The 18,814-nt window shown below is 68.5% G+C and carries 17 protein-coding genes; 9 read left to right on the forward strand and 8 right to left on the reverse strand.

Going from position 1 to position 18,814, the window contains the following annotated elements:
• Positions 1-48: 48 nt before the first annotated feature.
• The 4 genes from AC1ROY_RS32835 to AC1ROY_RS32850 form a co-directional block, all read right to left on the reverse strand.
• Entirely contained in the window at positions 49-1,731 is a 1,683-nt protein-coding gene (locus AC1ROY_RS32835; protein ID WP_493153169.1) for a M28 family peptidase, read from the reverse strand.
• 12 nt (positions 1,732-1,743) lie between these two features.
• Positions 1,744-2,766 (reverse strand): ketopantoate reductase family protein, encoded by a 1,023-nt coding sequence (locus AC1ROY_RS32840; RefSeq protein ID WP_493153170.1) that lies wholly within the window; start codon positions 2,764-2,766, stop codon positions 1,744-1,746.
• 29 nt (positions 2,767-2,795) lie between these two features.
• Positions 2,796-3,539, reverse strand: a complete 744-nt coding sequence (locus tag AC1ROY_RS32845; RefSeq protein ID WP_493153171.1) for a GntR family transcriptional regulator — start codon at positions 3,537-3,539, stop codon at positions 2,796-2,798.
• Between the two features lie 369 nt (positions 3,540-3,908).
• Positions 3,909-5,393, reverse strand: coding sequence for an ABC transporter substrate-binding protein (locus tag AC1ROY_RS32850; RefSeq protein ID WP_493153172.1), 1,485 nt, complete (start codon positions 5,391-5,393; stop codon positions 3,909-3,911).
• A 401-nt stretch (positions 5,394-5,794) separates the two neighbouring features.
• Here AC1ROY_RS32850 and AC1ROY_RS32855 point away from each other — a divergent pair, with 401 nt between their 5' ends.
• The 9 genes from AC1ROY_RS32855 to AC1ROY_RS32895 all read left to right on the forward strand — a co-directional run bounded on the left by AC1ROY_RS32855 (position 5,795) and on the right by AC1ROY_RS32895 (position 15,853).
• Positions 5,795-6,769, forward strand: a complete 975-nt coding sequence (locus AC1ROY_RS32855; RefSeq protein WP_493153173.1) for a Bug family tripartite tricarboxylate transporter substrate binding protein — start codon at positions 5,795-5,797, stop codon at positions 6,767-6,769.
• A gap of 210 nt (positions 6,770-6,979) precedes the next feature.
• Positions 6,980-8,155 carry an alpha-hydroxy acid oxidase gene (locus AC1ROY_RS32860; RefSeq protein ID WP_493153174.1) on the forward strand — a complete coding sequence of 392 codons (1,176 nt, stop codon included), beginning with the start codon at positions 6,980-6,982 and terminating at the stop codon, positions 8,153-8,155.
• Between the two features lie 91 nt (positions 8,156-8,246).
• Positions 8,247-8,669, forward strand: coding sequence for a cupin domain-containing protein (locus tag AC1ROY_RS32865; protein ID WP_493153175.1), 423 nt, complete (start codon positions 8,247-8,249; stop codon positions 8,667-8,669).
• 424 nt (positions 8,670-9,093) lie between these two features.
• The gene (locus AC1ROY_RS32870; protein WP_493153176.1) at positions 9,094-10,443 is read left to right on the forward strand and encodes an LLM class flavin-dependent oxidoreductase; all 1,350 of its coding nucleotides are present in this window, start codon (positions 9,094-9,096) and stop codon (positions 10,441-10,443) included.
• Complete coding sequence (locus AC1ROY_RS32875; RefSeq protein WP_493153177.1) at positions 10,443-12,014, forward strand: ABC transporter substrate-binding protein; 1,572 nt, start codon at positions 10,443-10,445, stop codon at positions 12,012-12,014. Before AC1ROY_RS32870 ends, AC1ROY_RS32875 begins: the two co-directional genes overlap by 1 nt.
• Positions 12,014-12,985, forward strand: coding sequence for an ABC transporter permease (locus tag AC1ROY_RS32880; protein WP_493153178.1), 972 nt, complete (start codon positions 12,014-12,016; stop codon positions 12,983-12,985). The genes AC1ROY_RS32875 and AC1ROY_RS32880 overlap by 1 nt, the downstream gene beginning before the upstream one ends.
• The gene (locus tag AC1ROY_RS32885; RefSeq protein ID WP_493153179.1) at positions 12,985-13,857 is read left to right on the forward strand and encodes an ABC transporter permease; all 873 of its coding nucleotides are present in this window, start codon (positions 12,985-12,987) and stop codon (positions 13,855-13,857) included. The genes AC1ROY_RS32880 and AC1ROY_RS32885 overlap by 1 nt, the downstream gene beginning before the upstream one ends.
• Positions 13,854-14,804 carry an ABC transporter ATP-binding protein gene (locus AC1ROY_RS32890; RefSeq protein ID WP_493153180.1) on the forward strand — a complete coding sequence of 317 codons (951 nt, stop codon included), beginning with the start codon at positions 13,854-13,856 and terminating at the stop codon, positions 14,802-14,804. The genes AC1ROY_RS32885 and AC1ROY_RS32890 overlap by 4 nt, the downstream gene beginning before the upstream one ends.
• On the forward strand, positions 14,801-15,853 hold the full coding sequence (locus tag AC1ROY_RS32895) for an ABC transporter ATP-binding protein (RefSeq protein WP_493153181.1): 1,053 nt from the start codon (positions 14,801-14,803) through the stop codon (positions 15,851-15,853). The genes AC1ROY_RS32890 and AC1ROY_RS32895 overlap by 4 nt, the downstream gene beginning before the upstream one ends.
• 161 nt (positions 15,854-16,014) lie before the next feature.
• Here the strand turns inward: AC1ROY_RS32895 and AC1ROY_RS32900 are convergent, their stop codons facing one another.
• The 4 genes from AC1ROY_RS32900 to AC1ROY_RS32915 form a co-directional block, all read right to left on the reverse strand.
• On the reverse strand, positions 16,015-17,169 hold the full coding sequence (locus AC1ROY_RS32900) for an NAD(P)/FAD-dependent oxidoreductase (protein ID WP_493153182.1): 1,155 nt from the start codon (positions 17,167-17,169) through the stop codon (positions 16,015-16,017).
• A complete protein-coding gene (locus AC1ROY_RS32905; RefSeq protein ID WP_493153183.1) occupies positions 17,166-17,360 on the reverse strand; it encodes a ferredoxin in 195 nt (64 codons plus the stop codon). Before AC1ROY_RS32905 ends, AC1ROY_RS32900 begins: the two co-directional genes overlap by 4 nt.
• A gap of 13 nt (positions 17,361-17,373) precedes the next feature.
• On the reverse strand, positions 17,374-18,618 hold the full coding sequence (locus AC1ROY_RS32910) for a cytochrome P450 (protein ID WP_493153184.1): 1,245 nt from the start codon (positions 18,616-18,618) through the stop codon (positions 17,374-17,376).
• 13 nt (positions 18,619-18,631) lie between these two features.
• The coding region (locus AC1ROY_RS32915) for a 4-hydroxyphenylacetate 3-hydroxylase C-terminal domain-containing protein (RefSeq protein ID WP_493153185.1) at positions 18,632-18,814 on the reverse strand (183 nt) is incomplete at its 5' end.

An 18,814-nucleotide genomic window follows, 5' to 3' on the forward strand; every position in this document is an offset into this window, starting at 1 on the left:
GAGTGGCACGCGGCGCCCCCTCACCCCGGGGCACCGATCCATGCCCAGTCAATCCGTCAGGATGGCCGCCGCCTCCCGCAGGGCATGGGCGATGCGATTGCGCGCGCGTCGTGCCGAGACGGCCAGATGCTTCGCCGCATCCGTCCCAGGCTGCGCTGCCGCCAGCCGCCGCAGCGGGTCCAGCACCGGCCAGGCCGAGAGCGGCAGGGCGGGATCATGCACGAAGCGGTCGCCGCGCGTGTGGTCCAGCGGCACCAATGCCCGGCAGAGCCGCATCATGGCGGCGTTCAACCGCTCCGCGGGCCAGGAGGCACGGGCTCGCGCCAGCGCGGCACCGAGCGCGGCGATACAGGCATCGAGCTCGTCGAGCGGCAGATCGTGCGCGGTCGTGCCGCCGAGCTTGCGCAACTCCGCCTGCAGCGAGGCGAGCTGTGCGGCCTGGTCGATCGGCAGCACGGGATCGGTCAGCAGCCGGTCGAGGATCTTCAGATAGATCCGTGCATCCCGCGCCAGGTTCTCCGGGTCGATCTTGTCCAGCAGGTCGCCCGGCGTGTGCCACCACCAGCCGAGCGCATGGCGCAGCTTCACATTGCCTGGAACCTGCTCGCTGAAAGCCATGAACATAGCGGGGATGCCGATCCCCCAGAAACTTTCGTCGCCGCCGCGGCCGATGCGCTTGCCCTTCAGTGTCTGCCCGGATTGCTTCGCGATGACCCCGGCGGCGAAGCCGGTGAGTTCCGTCGCGGTGGGCGCCTCGGAGAGGATGCTGGCGCCCGCCGCGCCCACGCTGTCGATGTTCACATGCACGGCGCAGCGGCGCTCGAGCTCATCCCAGTGGGTGTCGGCATACCAGGAGGAGCTCGAGTACCGGCCGTGCGAGTGGCCGGACCAGAAGCAGAGCCTTAGGCCGCGCCGCCAGGCGCCGCGCGATTGGGCACAAAGGCGGGCCACCTCCATCATGGTGATGTTAGCGGTGCCATTGTCCATCACGCCGAAATACCAGGTGTCGTGATGGCCGGAGAACAGGATGAAGGGCTCGTCCTTCGCGGCCGGATCGGCGGGCAGCTCGGCGACGAGGATCGGCGTCTTCCTCCAGCCGGTATCCACCTCCGCGTGCAGGGTGAGCGCAGGTGTCTCGCCACGCGCCAGCGCCTCGCGTAGCGCTGTGCCGTCCGCCTCGGAGACGGTGCAGGCGACGGTGGCGGGCATCTCCGCCATGGTCTCGTCGGAGGGATTGCCCCAGACCGGGGAGATGCACATCTCGTGCAGGTGCTCGTGCGGGCTGATGTGCAGCTGGCCCACCGCGCCGGCGCGCGAGGCACGCTGAGAGACGCCGGGAGTCGCGATGCCCTCGGCCAGGACGATGCATCCGGTCACGTCCTGCTTCGCGAAATCGGCGTCCGTGCCCTCGCCGACATAGACCAGCCGACCCGTCGTCCCCGCCGCGGGTGACGAATGGGACATGGAATGGGTGATGGCCTTCAGCGCGCGGCCATCGGCCGTCACGCTCGCCTTGCGCGGCAGGGAAATATAGGCGTCGTGCTTGATCAGCGAGGTGGTGTAGCCGTAGCTGTCCATGACGTCCCGGATATAGGCGAGGCTTTCCGCCTCTTCCTTCGAGCCGCTGAGCTTCACGTACTGCGCGATATGGGTCAGGTGGCGCATCATCAGGGCGCTATCCACGCCCTCCAACGCGACATCCCGCAACGCGGCCTCGATCACGGTGCTCATGTTCTTCTCTCCTCAAACAGCGGGGACGAGCCCGCCGAGTTCGTCGGCCAGCTCCGAGCCGATCGTGCGTTGCCCCGCCTCCACAGCCTGGATGAGGGTGATGAGCCGGTCGATACAGGGGGTCGGAACGCCATGTCGCCGCGCTGCGGCCTGCACCGGCGCCAGTTGCGCCGTGACGTCCGTCCGCCGCTTGCGCACCGCGAGATCGCGCCAGATGCCGCTGCGCGGCTTGCCCGTGCCATTGTTGTATTCGACGAGCGCGGCCAGCGAGGCATCCATCGCCGCCCGGTCATTCCGCAGGAAGGCAACGGGATCGAAGTTGTCGAAGCCGATCGGCGTCACCTTCTCCGCAGCGGCGATGGAGAGGATCTCCTGCACCAATGCGATGATGAGGGATCTGCGACCGGGATCACCGATGAACCCGGAGATGGTATCGTTGGTGAGGGCGGAGGCCTTCAGGATGCCGCCATAGCCGGCCTTGCCCCAGAGATAGCCGAAAATATTGTCGCTCAGCACAGCTTCAGGCTCGAAGAGCTTCAGCATCTCATGCAGAGCCTGGATCCGCGGCGTGGTGCGGCCGTCCAGCTCGCCCACCACCACAGCCCCGCGCACGCCGTAGGTGATGCGCCCCGGCTCCTGGTAGTCCGCGCCGAAATTCACGAAGGCGCCGATCGTGCGCTCGCGCCCGACGATGTCGGCGATCACCAGTTCGTTGAGGCCGTTCTGGCAGGAGACCACCACCCCGTCCTCAGCGAGAAAGGGAGCCAGCGCCCGGGTGGCGGCTTCCGTATGATGCGCCTTCACCGCGAGGATGATGAGCTTGTGCCGGCCTGTCATCGCCTCCGGCACGACCGCCGGTCCGCCGGCAACGAACTGGTCCACCGGTCCTTCGATCCGCAGCTGCCGCGCTGCAATCTCACGGACATGCTCGGGCACGACATCCACGAAGAGCACGTCACGTCCGGCCCGACCGAGATGGGCGCCAATGGTGCCGCCGATGGCGCCGCTGCCCCAGATCACAACAGGTCCGGCCATCTCGTCGTCCTTCCAGTGTCCTGCGGCGGTCACGCCGCGATGCCCGGGGCGGTCATGGTTCCGGGGATGCGGTAGCCTGCCTCGACAATGGTCCTGGCCGACTTGCTCACGGACTCCAGGTGCTCCGTGCAGAGCCGCTCGGTGAGGGCTTCGTCGCCGGCGATGATCGCGTCACTCAGCGCGCGGAGCGCGGCGAATGTCTGCGCGATCCGCACGGGCTGATGCAGCGAGACGAAGCGGATCAGCGCGATCCGATTGTGCAATGCGCCGAGCGACTGGGCGAGATACGGATTTCCGCTTCCTGTCGCGATGGCTCCATAGAGAAGCGTGCCGACCTGCAGCATATCGAGCGGCGTTCCGGCTGTCTCCACGTCGCCCAGCCGGCTGACCGCCTCCCGCAGCGCCGCGATGTCATCGGGATGCCGGCGACGGGCGAATTCCCGCGCCGCGAAGGTCTCGAGGACGCGGCGCAGGTCGTAGAGCTGGCCGACCTCCTCCGAAGTGAGGACCGTCACCATGGGCCCGCGATGGGGTGCAGTCGTGATGAGACCTTCCGCATCGAGCTGGCGCAGCGCCTCGCGCAGGGACGGGCGGCTTACGCCCGTCAACTCGCAGAGTTCCCGCTCCCGCAATTGCTGGCCGGGGCGAAAGCGGCCGGTGACGATGGCCAGGCGCAATCGCTCGACGACCAGCGAGCGCAAGCTGACGGATTGGCCCGTCACCAGCAGGGCCTCGTCCTTCACACCCTCGATCTGATCCGGCGCGCCGTCCATTCCCACTCCGCCATCATCATTGCGCGGCAGCAGCACAGTATTCGACCCGGACACGAAGATCGATCCGCTCACCATAAATTTGTCTTACAAGTTGACAAACAAACCGTCAATGCATGTGCGGAAGCTTCCTGCCTGCTGGGCGCGATGTGGAGACGCATGGATTGACGGTTCAGGCAGCCCACCTTCGCCGTCGCAGGGCTCCAGTCGCCGCTCCGGCTGTAGATGCCTTTTCGGAGCCGCTCGATCCACGAGCTTGTGTCACATGATCCTCCGAACACTCCTGCCGCATTGCGCAGTCCGCATCGTCGCGCAGATTTACGGAAAATCGCGACGCGGACTGGCCTTCGTCCCTTGCAATCCACGACAGATCTAGCGCGGCGGCAGGCGGAGGCCAGCGAAGCGAATCAATCCATCCGGCGAGGGCTGGAAGCCCGTGACACCGGCGCGCAGGCCCCAGAACCAGCGGTAGTGATAGAGCATCATGATCGGCCGATCGGCCAGCCACTGCTCCGCTGCCGCGTGATACTGCACCCGCCGCTCGGCTGGATCGGTGCTTTGCCGCGCGGCGGCGAAGGCGGCATCCACCCGCGGGTTGCTGTAGCCCATGCGGTTCAGGAAGCCGTCGGTCGCGATCCACAGCGCGATATTGCCGTCCGGATCGGGGCGGCCGGACCAGATGCCGAAGGCCACGTCGTATTGCCTCGCCTCGGCGCGGCCCACCATGGTGGCGGCCTCCAGCGTCTCGATCCTCACCCGGAAGCCGGCCTCGGCCGCCATGGACTGGATGATCTGCGCGACCTGCGATTCGACCGGGCTGTTCGGCGTGAGCAAAGTGAAGGCCGGGTTCGGCTGGCCGGCCTCGCGCAGCAGGGCCTTCGCCCTCTCGATGTTGCGCGCGGGGGCGGAGAGGTCGGTGAAGTGATAAGGTGTGCCTGGCGCCTCGGGCTGGTTGTTCGGCACGAATAGGCCTTCCAGTGCGACGCGGTTGATGATCTCGCGGTCGAGGGAAAGCTCCAGCGCCTCGCGCAGCCGCGGATCGCGCAGCGCGCCGGTCGCCGTGTTGAAGTAGATGGACTGATAGGCGATCGCCGTGGACTCCGCGATGCGGATGCGTGAATCGCGCCGTGCGCTGGCGATGTCGGACGGCGTCACACGCTCGATCAGATCGAGCTGGCCGGAGCGCAGATTCAACAGCCGCACCGTGTTGTCGGGCACCGGCAGGATCACCAGCCTCTGGACATGGATGTTCGCCGCGTTCCAGTGCTCCGGCACGCGCTCCATCTCGATGCGGTCCTGCGGGATGCGGCGCACCAAGCGGAACGGACCTGAGCACACCGGCTCGTCGGCGATGCGGCTGCCGAGCCGCGCCAGCGCGGTGGGCGATAGGATCATGCCGGAGCGGTCCGACAGCACCGAGAGCAGCGGCGCGTAAGGGCGATCCAGCCGCAGGATGACGGTACGCGGGTCCGGCGCCTCGACCGCAATGACGGGCCGCAACTCGGACTTGCGGACGGATTCGGGCGCGGTGCGGTAACGGTCGATGTTGATCTTCACCGCCTCGGCATCGAGCCGCGTGCCGTCATGGAAGCGGCCGTCCTCGCGGATCGTGAGCCTGAGCGTGCGGCCGCCATCCTGCCATTCCCAGGCCGTCGCCAGCTCCGGCTTGAAGGACAGGTCTGGCCCGACGTCGAGCAGGCGGTCGCAGAGCGCCGTGAAGACCACGCGATCCACGAAGGCACCCGAGCGGGCGGGGTCGAGCATGTTGGGATCGGAGCCGATGCCGATGCGCAGGGTCTGCCCGGCCGCCGGCAGGGCGAGCGTCACGGCGAGCAAGACGATGGCCCGTAGGCGCATGTGCGATTCCGATCAGTTCGAAGCAGGTCGCTGGCCGAAGGCTACACAGCTTCCTGGAGATGACAAAAGGCATCACCCAAACAGTCTCCGGAGATCCCGGAGCGGTTCAGGGAGGCATCACGTCCTCCAGCGTCGGCAACGCCGACACATCCTCCCAGCGCGGCAGAATGTTCGCGTCCCGCAACATCTCCACTTTTCTTATAATTTATATAATGCATTCTGATCTCGGCGATGCAAAGAGCGCCACAGGGACGGAACGGATGAAATTCGGGAATCCGATTTGGACGGCCCGGCGCCTCGGCAGGAACCGCCGCGGCGGCCGCTGACGGCACATCAGAAGCCAGAACCCGCTTCAGCGGGAAAGGGAGAAACAAGACATGCTTCCAGTGACGATATCCAGGATGCGCCGCAGAGCGGTTCTGTTCTCCGCGAGCCTCGGAGCCACGCTGGGCGCGCCCGCGATCGCGCGTGCCCAGGGCCGGTTTCCGGCCCGCCCGGTTCGCGTGATCTGTGCTTACGGAGTGGGCGGCACCGCGGATGTCGTCGCACGCATCCTCTGCAACTGGATGTCGCAGAACACCGGACAGCAATTCGTCGTGGAGAACCGCGGCGGGGCGGCCGGAACCATCGCGGCCAATGCCGTCGTCCATGCGCCCGCGGATGGCTACACGCTCCTCTACGACGCCACCGCGCATTCGGTGAATCCGTCCCTGTTCGGAGCTCGCCTCCCCTACAACACCGAGCGGGACCTCATGCCCGTGTTCCTCTCCATGGTCGCTCCCAACACGATCAATGTGCACCGGGACTTCGAGGCACGAACGGTGCGCGAGCTCATCACCCTCGCGAAGGCGTCGCCGGGCGGCCTGGATGCGGGCTCCACGGGCGTCGGCTCGGCGCAGCACATTTCGCTCGAGCTGTTCAACAAGATGGCCGACGTGCGCATCAACCACGTGACCTATCGGGATACGCCGGCCGTCAGGAACGACATGCTGGCCCGGCGCATCGCCCTGCACCTCGCGAACGTCCCAGGCTCCGTGCCGGTGCTCCAGATGCCGGAGGCGCGCGTGCTATGCCATGCTGGGGTCGTGCCCGTGGAAGTCCTGCCCGGCGTCGAGGCCATCGCCGCCACCCTGCCCGGCTACGAGACCTACGAGTGGAACGGCATCTTCGCGCCCGCGGGGACACCGGGCGAGGTCATTCGATATCTGAACACCACCTTCAACCGCGCCATCCAGGCGCCGGCCGTCGCGGAGCTCCTGAAGACGCTCGGCGCGGTGACCCGTGCGAATACGCCCGACGAATGCGCCACCTTCCGGCAGGAGCAGATCGCCTTGCATGGCCGCATCGTTCGCGAGGCCAATATCCGGGTCGAATAGGCGTGGGGAGAAATGGGCGGCCAGCCGCTTCCTGTGCGCGACGCCGTGCGCAGGAGGCAGGGCCTCGGCTGCCGCCCACGCATCGTTCATCGGGGACGCGCACGCGGCCTCCCCCCCCCCCCCCGCCGCGGATTGCCGTGGGCAACGTCTTGAAGTCTCATGACCCGGCGCTGCGCCCCACAGGTCGCAGGCCTTCGGGGGAAGAACACCATGAATCTTGACACCGCCGTGAACGCGGAGGACATGCGCGCACTTGCCAGATCCGCACTCCCCAGGATCGCCTTCGACTTCATTGACGGCGGCGTGGCGGACGAAGAAGGCCTGGCGGAAAACCGTGCGGCATTCCGGCGACACAGGCTGGTTCCGCGCTATCTCGTGGATGTCAGCCGGCGCGACCAGACGGTGGAGATCTTTGGCAACCGATATGCCAGCCCGATCGGAATCTCCCCGATGGGCATCGCAGGATTCTTTCGGCCCGGTGCCGATCTCATGCTCGCGCGAGCCGCGGCCGGGGCCAACGTCCCCTACATCATGTCCAGCGCCAGTTGCGATTCCATCGAGAGCGCCATGGCGGTGGCGCCGGACACAACCTGGTTTCAGATCTACGGCACCAAGGATTCCTCGATCGTGGAGGATCTCGTGCGGCGCGCGGCCGCGCTCCAGGTCAAGGTCCTTGTGCTGACCATCGATACCCCGATCATCGGCGGGCGCGAACGCAACATGCGCAACGGCTTCACACGACCGTTGAAGCTGACGCCGGGCATCATCCTGCAGGGACTGCTGCGGCCGCGCTGGACCCTCGGTTTCCTCAAGAGCGGCGGCGTGCCGATGATGGAGAACTGGAAGCCCTACAGCGTGGAGAAGGACGCCAACTCGGTGGCCGACCTCTATGGCTCGCAGACGCCGGCGCCGGCGCAGACCTGGGAGGTTCTGCATCTCGTCCGCCGACTCTGGAAAGGACCCCTGCTCGTGAAGGGGGTGCTTCATCCCGAAGACGCGCTGATCTGCGCTCAGGCCGGCGCCAATGGAATCATCATCTCGAACCACGGCGGGCGGCAGCTCGACAAGGCGCCAGCGCCGCTCGACGTCCTGGAGGATATCAGGGCGAGCGTCGGCGACAGCATGGAGCTCATCATCGATGGCGGCATCCGCCGGGGGAGCGACATTGTCGTGGCCTTGAGCCTGGGAGCACGGATGTGCACCTTCGGCCGGCCCGCGATGTTCTCCGTCGCCGCGGCGGGCCAGGCTGGCGCCGCGAAGCTCCTGCACCTCATGCGCAACGAGATCGACATGACCCTGGCCCAGATCGGATGCGCGTCGCTTGACGATCTCGGTCCGCACCGCCTGGTTTCGGCGACGCGCCACAGGGAACAGGATCCGTCGTGAGGGCTTCGGCGTTGCCCTCCGGCCGGAAGCGGAATGGCGTCTCGCCATCCTGGCGAACACGCGGCACTCTATGAACAGGGAGAAATTGTCCATGGACGACGTGACCATCAGACCGGCGACGCAGCGTGCCACGAAGACGGCATCCGCGAGCAGCTTCACAGGAACGGTGCTGCAGGACTCCTTGGCGACACCGGCCGCGCCATCGCGCACGAGCGCCACATTGGTGACGTTCACGCCAAGCGCGCGGACCAACTGGCATACGCACAAGACACGGCAGGTGCTGTTCGCCACGCAAGGCACCGGCATGGTGCAGGTCCGAGGCAAGCCGCCCCAGCTTCTCCGCGCGGGTGACGTTGCCGAGGTCCCGCCCGGCCTGGTGCACTGGCACGGTGCGATCGCGGGGCACCTCTTCGCGCATATCTCCTTCGTCGAGACCGATGGCCCGGACAACACCACCTGGATGGAGCCGGTGGCTGAAGCCGAATACCAGAAGGTCGCCGTGGCACCGGTCTAGGATCGGACAGGAAGCGCCTGTTCGCGGCGTGTTGCTACCGCGAGGAGTGGTTGAGTCCGAGATCCTCTCGCCGTGCAGTAGCGCGCCTGCGCGCCAGGCATCACGGCTGTAGCGCGGATTCATTCTTCGTGGCCCGCTTTCTCCGCAGGCGGATTCGCGAGCATGCGCCGCTTCGGAAAGCGCATCCTTGCCAGGCTCAACTTCCGCCTGATCCGAGAAAGGCGACCACCGGGCGATGGCCCCCGTCATGCCAGGCAATGGCCACACGTTGACTTGCCGGCTAGGCCGTCCTCAAACTCCCCACCAGGGAAACACCGCGAAGTCACCGGCTGACCTGCTCCCGCCAGGAGCCAGCAGGAAGGCAAGTCCTTGGTTTGCTCCGGTTTCGGGCACGCCAGGGCACGGGCCTCGGGGACTGTTCGCGATGATGAATCTCATGATGATGCCCAACGCGACGGGCGCCCATCTCGGCGGCTGGCGACATCCCGACGCCTGGCCCGGCACGGTCATGAAGCTCGACTACGTGATCGAGGCCGCGCGGATCGCCGAAAGCGGCAAGTTCGATGCCGTCTTCCTCGCCGACGGCAATGCCGTGCGCGAGATGGACAAGCCCACCCTCTTCGCCGCGAATTTTCCGTCCGCCCGCCCCGCCGGCTTCGAGCCGACCACGGTGCTCTCCGCCGTCGCAATGAAGACTGACCATATCGGCCTCGTTGCCACCAACACCACGAGCTACGACGAGCCCTATTCCGTCGCGCGGCGCTTCGCCTCCATCGACCACATCAGCGGCGGCCGCGCCGGCTGGAACGTCGTCACCTCGCAATATGCCGGCGACGCGCTGAATTTTTCCCGGGATGAGAATTTCGCCCGTGACGAGCGCTACGAGCGCGCGGAGGAATTCGTCGAGGTCGCGAAGGGCCTCTGGGATTCCTGGGACGAGGACGCCTTCCCGCAGGACAAGGCCACCGGCCGGTACCTCGACCCGTCCAAGGTCCATTACCTCGACCACAAGGGCGCGCATTTCCAGGTGAAGGGACCGCTGAACATCGCGCGGCCGCCGCAGGGCCATCCCGTCGTCTTCATGGCCGGCCAGTCGGACCGCGGCCGCGAGCTCGCCGCGAAGCATGCGGATGGGATGTTCGGCGCCGGCGATTCCATGGAGAGCTGCCAGAAGGCCTATGCCGACATCAAGGCGCGGATGGCGAAGTACGGCCGCGCGCCGGACAGCCTGCGCTTCCTGCCCGGCATCAGCGTTTTCACCGGCGAGACGGAGAAGCAGGCCGAGGATTTCTTCCAGGAGCTGCGCTCGCTGATCTCGCCCTCGCTCGGCGTGCACTACCTTTCCAAGATCGTGGACAAGGACCTCAGCGGCTACAACCTCGATGCCGAGCTCCCCGAGGTCCCGGAGAACGTGAAGAGCGGCACCAGCCTGCGCACCTACGTCATCGAGATGGCGCGCCGCGAGAAGCTCACCATCCGCGAGACCTACGAGCGCGTTCTGCCCTCGCTCGGCAGCCCGGTGGTGAAGGGCACGCCGGACAAAGTCGCCGACAGGCTCGAGGAATGGTACCGCGGCAAGGCCTGCGACGGCTTCATGGTGTCCCAGGCGGTGATGCCCCGCTCGCTGAAAGCCTTCGTCGGACTGGTGGTGCCGGAGTTGCAGAAGCGCGGCCTCTTCCGCAGGGAGTACGAGGGCGCGACGCTGCGCGAGAACATGGGCATCCCGACGCCACCCAACCCGCGCCTCGCCGCGGGCAGCTTGGCGGCCGAGTGATGCGCGGGTTCACGCGGCGCGGGGCGCTGGCCCTCGGAGCAGGAGCGACGCTGGCGGGCGGCGCCGCTGCGCAAAGCCCGAAGCGGCTCATCGGCGTGATCGAAGAGGATCCGCCCTTCTTCAACCTGGCCATCAGCTCGGGCATCTCGAGCTCCGTGGCCAGCGCTCCCGTCTACAGCGCGCTGACACGGATGGATTCCCAGGGCCGCATCACGGGCGACCTCGCCGAGCGCTGGGAGATCTCGCCCGACGGCACGACCTACACCTTCCACCTGCGGGACGGCGTCTTCTGGCATGACGGGCGGCCCTTCACCTCGGCCGACGCGCAGTTCTCGATCGGCGAGCTCAACTCCAAGCTCAACCCCTATCGCGGCGCGCTGAAGGCGATCGACCGCATCGACGCCCCCGACGCGCGCACGGTGGTCCTGCGGCTGAAGCACCCGCAGGCCTCGCTGATGTCGAGCCTGCACAATTTCTGCGGCGCCATCCTGCCCAAACACCTCTGGGAAGACACGGACCCGATCCGCAATCCGCACAACAAGAACCCGATCGGCACAGGCCCGTTCCGGTTCGTGAGCTTCGCGCCCGGCGACCGCATCACCTACGCGAAGTACGACCGCTACCACGTGCCCGGAAAGCCCGTCTTCGACGAGGTGATCCTCCGCATCATCCCCGATCCCGCGGCGCGCATGGCGGCCTTCACGCGCGGCGAGATCGACATGGTCTACACCAGCGCGCTGCCGGCCACCGAGATTCCGCGCGTCTCGCGGCTGCGCGGCGTGGCGCTGAAGTACAGCCAGGTCACATCCTCGGCCTATCAGGCCTACATCAACCTGCGCAACGCGCCCTATAGCGACGTGCGGGTGCGCCGCGCGCTGTTCCATGCGATCGACCGCAGCTTCATCCGCAACAGCGTCTTCCCGAACCTCTCGCGCAACATGGTCGGCCCCGTGCCGCCCAACTCACCGCTCTACAACGACCGGCTCGCCGACTACGCGCTCGATCCCGCCCGCGCCAACGCGCTGCTGGACGAGGCGGGGCAGCCGCGCCGCGCGGACGGAACGCGCTTCGAGCTGCGCTACCTCTTCGGCGCCGCCGACCAGCCGGCGCGCAAGATCGGCGAGATCATGGCGCAGAACCTGGCGGCCGTCGGCATCCGCGTGGTGCTGATGCCGCTGGACCGCGGCACGCTCATCCAGCGCGCCTATGTGAACAGCGACTTCGACATGGTGATCACGAGCTTCGCGCTCGGCCCCGATCCCGACGTGGGCGTGGAGCGCTTCTACAACTCCAACAACATCTACAACGCGCCGGCGGTGAACGTCAGCCCCTACCGCAACGCCGAGGTGGACCGGCTCTTCGACGAGCAGCGCGTGCAGACCGACCCCATCAGGCGCAAGGAGATCTACGACCGCATCCAGGAGATCGTCTGGGCCGACGTGCCGGTCTTCCCCTTCTGCTTCTACAACCTGCCCGGCGCTGTCCGGGACAGCTTCGCCACCGGCGTCTTCGAGGCGAGCGACGCGCCGCTGCGCGAGGATTTCGCCCACGCCATGCCCACGGGACGCTGATGGGGCGGGGCCTCCTCGCCCTCCTGCTCCGGCGGGCGATGCTCTCCATCCCGCTCGTCCTCGCGGTGGTGACGCTGACCTTCTTCCTGATCCGCCTGGCGCCCGGCGACCCCGCGATGATCCTCGCCGGCGACGCGCCGACGCCCGAGTTCCTCGCGCAGATCCGCGCGGAATACGGGCTGGACCAGCCGCAATGGCAGCAGTTCCTCGCCTGGATGGGCAAGGCGGCAACAGGCGATTTCGGCATGTCGATCTATCTGGGGCGGCCGGTCTTCGACGTGATCCTGGACCGCTTCCCGGCCACGCTGCTGCTGACGCTCGCCTCCATGGCGCTGGCCTCGCTGATCGGCATCACGCTCGGCGTGCTGGCCGCGAAGCATGCGGGCACGCGGCTCGACGCGACGATCAGCGCCGGCTCGCTCATCGGATATTCCGTGCCGGGCTTCTGGATCGGCCAGCTCCTCGTCCTGCTCTTCGCGGTCGAGCTGGAATGGCTACCGGCGAGCGGCATGACCTCGGCGCGCGAGACCTACACGGGCTTCGCCCATGCGATGGACGTGGCGGCGCATCTCGTGCTGCCGGCGGTGACGCTCGCGATCTTCCTGCTCACCATGATCGCGCGCTTCACGCGCACCGCGATGATCGAGGCGCTGCAGCAGGACTTCATCCTCGTCGCCGCGGCCAAGGGCGTCTCGCCGCGCGGGCTGCTCTGGCACCACGCCTTTCGCAATGCGGTCGTTACCACCGTCACGGTGATCGGGCTGGAGTTCGGCGCGGTGCTCTCGGGCGCTGTCGTGGTGGAGATCGTCTTCGGCTGGCCCGGCCTCGGCCGTGTCTTCTACGACGCCATCAACCGCCGCGACTTTCCCCTGCTGACCGGGGCCTTCATCTTCTCCTCCGTCGTGGTGATCGCGGCCAACACGGTCTCCGACCTGGTCTGCGCGGCGCTCGACCCGCGGATTCGCCGCTGATGCCGAGCGACGCCGCAAGCACGGTCCCCCTGGCGCGCCCGGCCCGGCTCCGCCGCCCGAGGATGGGGCGCATCCCGGCCTCCAGCGCCATCGGCTTCCTTCTCGTCGGGATCATCGTGCTCGGCACGCTGCTGGCGCCGCTGCTCGCCCCGGTCGATCCGCTGGCGCTGAGCCCGGACATCCTGGCGCCGCCCGACGCCGTGCATCCGCTCGGCACGGACGATCTCGGCCGCGACCTCTTCGCGCGCATCCTCTACGGCGGCCGCGTCACGCTCGGCATCGGGCTGTTCAGCGCCGTCGTGGGCGTCGTCCTCGGCGTGGGCATCGGCCTCGCCGCCGGCTTCTTCGGCGGCGCCGTCGACGAAGGCCTCATGCGCATGACCGAGGTCTTCCAGGTCCTGCCCAAGCTGCTGGTCGCGGTGGTGGTGGTCTCGCTGCTCGGCAGCTCGCTGTTCAACGAGATCATGGTGATCGGCCTGCTGAGCTGGATGGCCACCGCGCGCATCATCCGCACGCGCGTGCAGGTGATCCGGCAGGAGGAGTTCATCGCCGCCGCCGCCATGTCCGGCGCCTCGCGCTCGCGGATCCTGCTGCGCCACATCCTGCCGAACGTGCTGCCCTACCTGCTGGCGAGCGCGACGCTGCAGGTGGCCTCGGCCATCATGTCGGAATCCTTCCTGAGCTTCCTGGGCCTCGGCGACCCGCAGCATCCGAGCTGGGGATTCCTGCTGCAGCAGGGGCAGCTCTACATCGACCAGGCCTGGTGGCTCACCACCTTCCCGGGCCTCGCGCTGGCCATGGCGATCGTGGGCTGCAACCTGATCGGCGACGGGCTCGGCGAGAGCCGCGCCGTCGGCGGCGCGCGGCGGTGAGCGCGCCGCTGCTCTCTGTGCGCGACCTGCGCATCGCCTTCGGGGACGCCGCCGTGGTGGACGGCGTCAGCTTCGAGGTGATGCCAGGCGAGATCGTCGGCATCGTCGGCGAGTCCGGCTCCGGAAAATCGCTGACGGCGCGCGCCGTGCTCCAGCTCGTGCCGCCGCGGGCGAAGCTCACGGGCTCGATCGCCTTCGAGGGGCGGGACATCCTGGCCATGGACGCCGAGGGCATCCGTGCCCTGCGCGGCACCGGCATCGCCATGGTCTTCCAGGACCCGATGACCTCCTTCAACCCCGTGCTGCGCGTGGGCGACCAGATCGGCGAGGCCATCGCGGCGCATGCGCCGGTGCCGCGGAAGACCATCGCCACGCGCGTGCGCGACCTGCTCGCCGGGGTCGGCATTCCCAACCCGGCCGAGCGCGCCGAGGCCTATCCGCACGAGTATTCCGGCGGCATGCGCCAGCGCGCGCTCACCGCCATGGCGCTGGCCAACTCCCCGCGCCTGCTCATCGCCGACGAGCCCACGACGGCGCTGGACGTGACGGTGCAGGACCAGATCCTGCGCCTGCTGCGGCGCCTCAACGAGCGCGGCACGGCCATCCTGCTCATCACGCACAACATCGCGGTGGTCGCGAGCCTCTGCCAGCGCGTCATCGTGATGTATGCCGGGCGCGTGGTGGAGGACGGTCCCGTCGCCGAGGTGCTGACGGCGCCGCGCCACCCCTACACCCGCGCCCTGCTGCAATCCGTGCCGCGGCTGGATGCGCCGGCGGGCCGCCTCGCCGCCATCGCCGGCCAGCCGCCCGACCCGGCCGACCCGCCCTCCGGCTGCCGCTTCCATCCGCGCTGCGCGCTGGCCTTCGACCGCTGCGCGCGCGAGGAGCCGGCGCTGGAGCCCCTCGCGCCGCAGCACCACGCGCGCTGCTGGCTGGCCGCGGCATGACCGAGCCGCCCATGCTCCGCGTCGGGGAGCTGCGCAAGCACTTTCCCGGCGTGGGATTCCTCGGCCGCCGCAACCCCGTCCGCGCCGTGCAGGATGTGAGCTTCGACATCTCGCGCGGCGAGACGCTCGGCCTCGTGGGCGAATCCGGCTCGGGGAAGTCGACGCTCGGGCGCATGGTGGTCGGCCTGCTGCCGGCGACCTCGGGCAGCAGCGTGATCGCGGGGATGGAGGTCACGCGGCTGAGGGGCGCGGGCCGCCGGCAGCTCTGGCGGCGCGCGCAGATGATCTTCCAGGACCCCTATTCCAGCCTCAACCCGCGCATGACCGTGCGCGAGGCCATCGCCGAGCCGCTGCGCAATTTCTCCATCGCCGCGGGCGCGGCCGCCGAAAAGCAGGTCCGCCGCATCATCGATCTCTGCGGCCTGCCCGCCACCGCGCTGGACCGCTATCCGCGCGAGTTCTCCGGCGGGCAGCGCCAGCGCATCGGCATCGCGCGCGCACTGGTGATCCGGCCCGACCTCGTGGTGGCGGACGAGCCGGTCTCCGCGCTCGACGTCTCCATCCAGGCGCAGATCATCAATCTGCTGCAGGACCTGCGCGAGGAATTCGGCCTCACCTACCTTTTCATCGCGCATGACCTCGCGGTGGTGCGCCATGTCTCGGACCGCGTGGCGGTGATGTATCGCGGCCATCTCGTGGAGATCGGGCCTGCCGCGCGCATCTATGCCGCGCCGCTGCACCCCTACACGCGCCTGCTGCTGGGCTCCGTCCCGAGCCCGGATCCCGCCGTGGAAGCACGCCGCCAGGCGGAGCAACCCGTCGAGGCGGCGGGCCTTTCGGGCGAGGGCGGCTGCGTCTTCCGCGCACGCTGCCCGCTGGCGCGCGCGCCGCTTTGCACGGACAGCCAGCCCGCGCTGACCACGCAGGGGGAAGGGCATCTCGTCGCCTGCCATGTCGCGACGGAAGCCGCGCAGGCCATCGCCCGCCCTGACCTCTCACCCCGCAGCCATGGCGCAGGGCCGCGCGCTTCCGGACCGACACCCTGTTGAGCCTGCTTGCGGACCTTGAACCGACAGGGTCGCGCCGCTTTGGCCGCAAGCCGGCGGTCGTGCTGCCGCACGCTGCCGTCATTCAGCGCGCCTTCCGGCCCGCTCCGGCGCTGGTGTGATCGTTGCAGCCGACGCGCCGTGCATCGGCCGTCCCGTGCCGGTCAGATCCCGGCCGTAACGAGACGCTGGCGGGCCAAGCGGAGCGCCTTGACGGCGTTCCAGCCCAGCGCGCCGACCAGCCGCCCCTGCTGCCGGCAGAAAGCCACGAAGCGCTCCGGCACCGACGCATCCGGCTCGATCTCGATCTCTCCGTCGGGCGGAAAGAGGCCGTAGCTTTGCAGCTTCACGTCAAACTGGTCCGACCAGAGGAAGGGAATCGGCCGGAATTCCTGGCGAGCGCCCAGCAGGTTGCGCGCGGCTGCCGCACCTTGCTCGGATGCGTTCATCCGATGCTCGATGCGCAGGCGGCGGCCATAGCCCTCGTGCCACCAGGAGGCGACGTCGCCGGCGGCGTAGATGCCGGGCGCGGCCTGGCAGAAGGCATCGCAGATCACGCCGTCGCCGAGCTCGAGCCCGCTGTCCCGGAGCCAGTCGATCGCCGGCACGGAGCCGATGGCGACCAGGATGAGCTCGGCTGCCACCACCTCGCCGGTCGCGAGGCGGACGCCGGTCACCTGGGCCTCGCCTTCGATCCCGACGACCTCGGTGGAGGGGCGCAGCACCACGCCAGCCGCGCGGTGCTTCGCAGCGATCATCTCGCCGACGGCCGAGCCGAACTGCCGGACCATGGGCAGCGGCGCGTTGCCGATCAGCGTGACCTCGCACCCCTGCCCGCGGGCCGTGGCTGCGAACTCGGCGCCCAGCACGCCCGATCCGATGACGACGACGCGCGGCCGGGCCGACAGCGCCGCACGCAGCGCCAGCGCATCCTCCAGCCCGCGCAGCACATGGACGCCCGCCGGCACGGGGGCGGCGAGCCGGCGCGGCCGCACGCCCGTCGCGATCACCATCCCGTCGAAGGTCAGGCTCTCGCCGCCTTCCAGCGTGACCCTGCGCGCCGCCGCATCGAGCGCGGCCGCGCGCGTGCCGAGCCGCCATTCCGCCTTCAGCGTCGCGAGGCTGTCGCCGTCGCGGAGCGCGAGCCGATCCGCCTCCCAGGCCCCGGCCATGAGCTGCTTGGAGAGCGGAGGCCGGTCGTAAGGCGCATGCCGCTCCTCGCCGATCATCGTGATGGCGCCGGCAAAGCCCTCTGCCCGCAGCGTCTCCGCCGCGGCAAGCCCCGCGGCCGAGGCGCCGACGATGACGACGTGCCTCACATCTCGACCTTGATCGCCAGCGCCGGGCAGAGGCGGATGGCCTGCTTCACCTCGTCGAGCTTGTCGTCGGGCGGCGTCTCGTCGAGGAGGATGACGATGCCGTCCTCCTCGCGCTGGTCGAAGACCGTGGGCGCGGCCAGCACGCATTGACCGGCGCCGCAGCACTTGTCCTCTTCGATGATCACGCGCATCGCAAAAATCCCCTCACCACGTCACCGGCAGGTGCTCGACGCCGTAGACGAAGTTGTCCTCCTTGAAGTCCAGCTCCGAGACCGGCACGGCGAGCCGCATGGTCGGGATGCGCCGCATGAGCGTGCCGATGGCGATCTGCACCTCCGCGCGGGCCAGCGGCTGGCCAAGGCACTGGTGCACGCCGTAGCCGAAGGCCACATGGCCGCGCGCATCGCGGCGGATGTCGAAGCGGTCGGGCTCCGGGAAGGTCGCGGGATCGCGGTCCGCGGCGGGGTTGTGACAGATGATGCCCTCGCCGGCGCGGATGGTGACGCCGCCGATCTCGATATCCTCCAGCGCCGTGCGGCGGCGGCCGGCATGGGCCGCGTCCACATAGCGCAGGATCTCCTCGACCGCGCCGTTCAGCAGCGAGGGATCCTCCACCAGCGCCTTCTGCTGCTCCGGATGCTCGAGCAGCGCGAGCAGGCCGAGCGACATGGTATTGGCCGAGGTCTCGTGCCCCGCCACCAGCAGCAGGCGGCCGATGCCGATGAGCTGCTGCTTGGTGATGTGCCCGGGGCGGAGCTGGTTCACCACGAGCCGGCTGAACATGTCGTCGCCGGGATCGGCGTTCTTCCGGTCGATCATGTCGCCGATATAGCCGTCGCAGAGCTCGACGATCGCCTGCGCCGCGACCGCCGGCGGCGTCTTGGCATTGGCGATGATCATCCCCTTCTCGTGGAAGAAGTGCTGGTCCTCGTACGGCACGCCGAGCAGGTCGCAGATCATGGTCATCGGCAGGGCGAGCAGCAGCTCATCCACCACGTCGGCGGGAGGGCCCTTCTTCAGGATGGCGTCGATCTGCTCGTCCACCACGGCCTGGATGCGCGGCCGCATCGCTTCGATGCGCTTGACCGTGAAATCGCCGGTCAGCATGCGGCGGAAGAAGGGATGCGCCGGCGCATCCATGGTGATGAAGCTCGGGTACTTCGCGCGCACCATGGCCATGCCGGGATTGGCGCCGGGATAGCCGGGCTTCGAGTTGTCGGCGCTCACGCGCGGATCGGCCAGCAGCGCGCGCACGTCCTCGTAGCGCGTGATGAGCCAGGCCTCCTGGCCGGTCCACATCTTCACGCGCGCGATGGGCTGGCTCTTGCGTAGCTCGGCCAGCGCGGGCGGCGGATCGAGCGGGCAGCCGCTGCGACGTGTCGGATAGTCGGGAATCTGACCCGCATGGAAGGGACAGCCGGCGGCAGCGGCTTCGTGCGTCACGGACATCGCTTCTCCTTCCTCAGGCGGCCTGGTCGTCGGTCTTCAGGAAATCCTCGAGTTGGTAGGAGCCTGTGACGCGCTTTGCCATGTCTGTGGCGCGCGCCCAGTCGTAGGTGCGGTAGCTATGTCCTCGCGTGACATACTGCCCGCCGGCATAGAACATCTCATACTGCAGGTGCCTGGACGCGAATTCCGTCCCCAC

Source organism: Roseococcus sp. GW821-FHT12F05, from assembly GCF_058806835.1.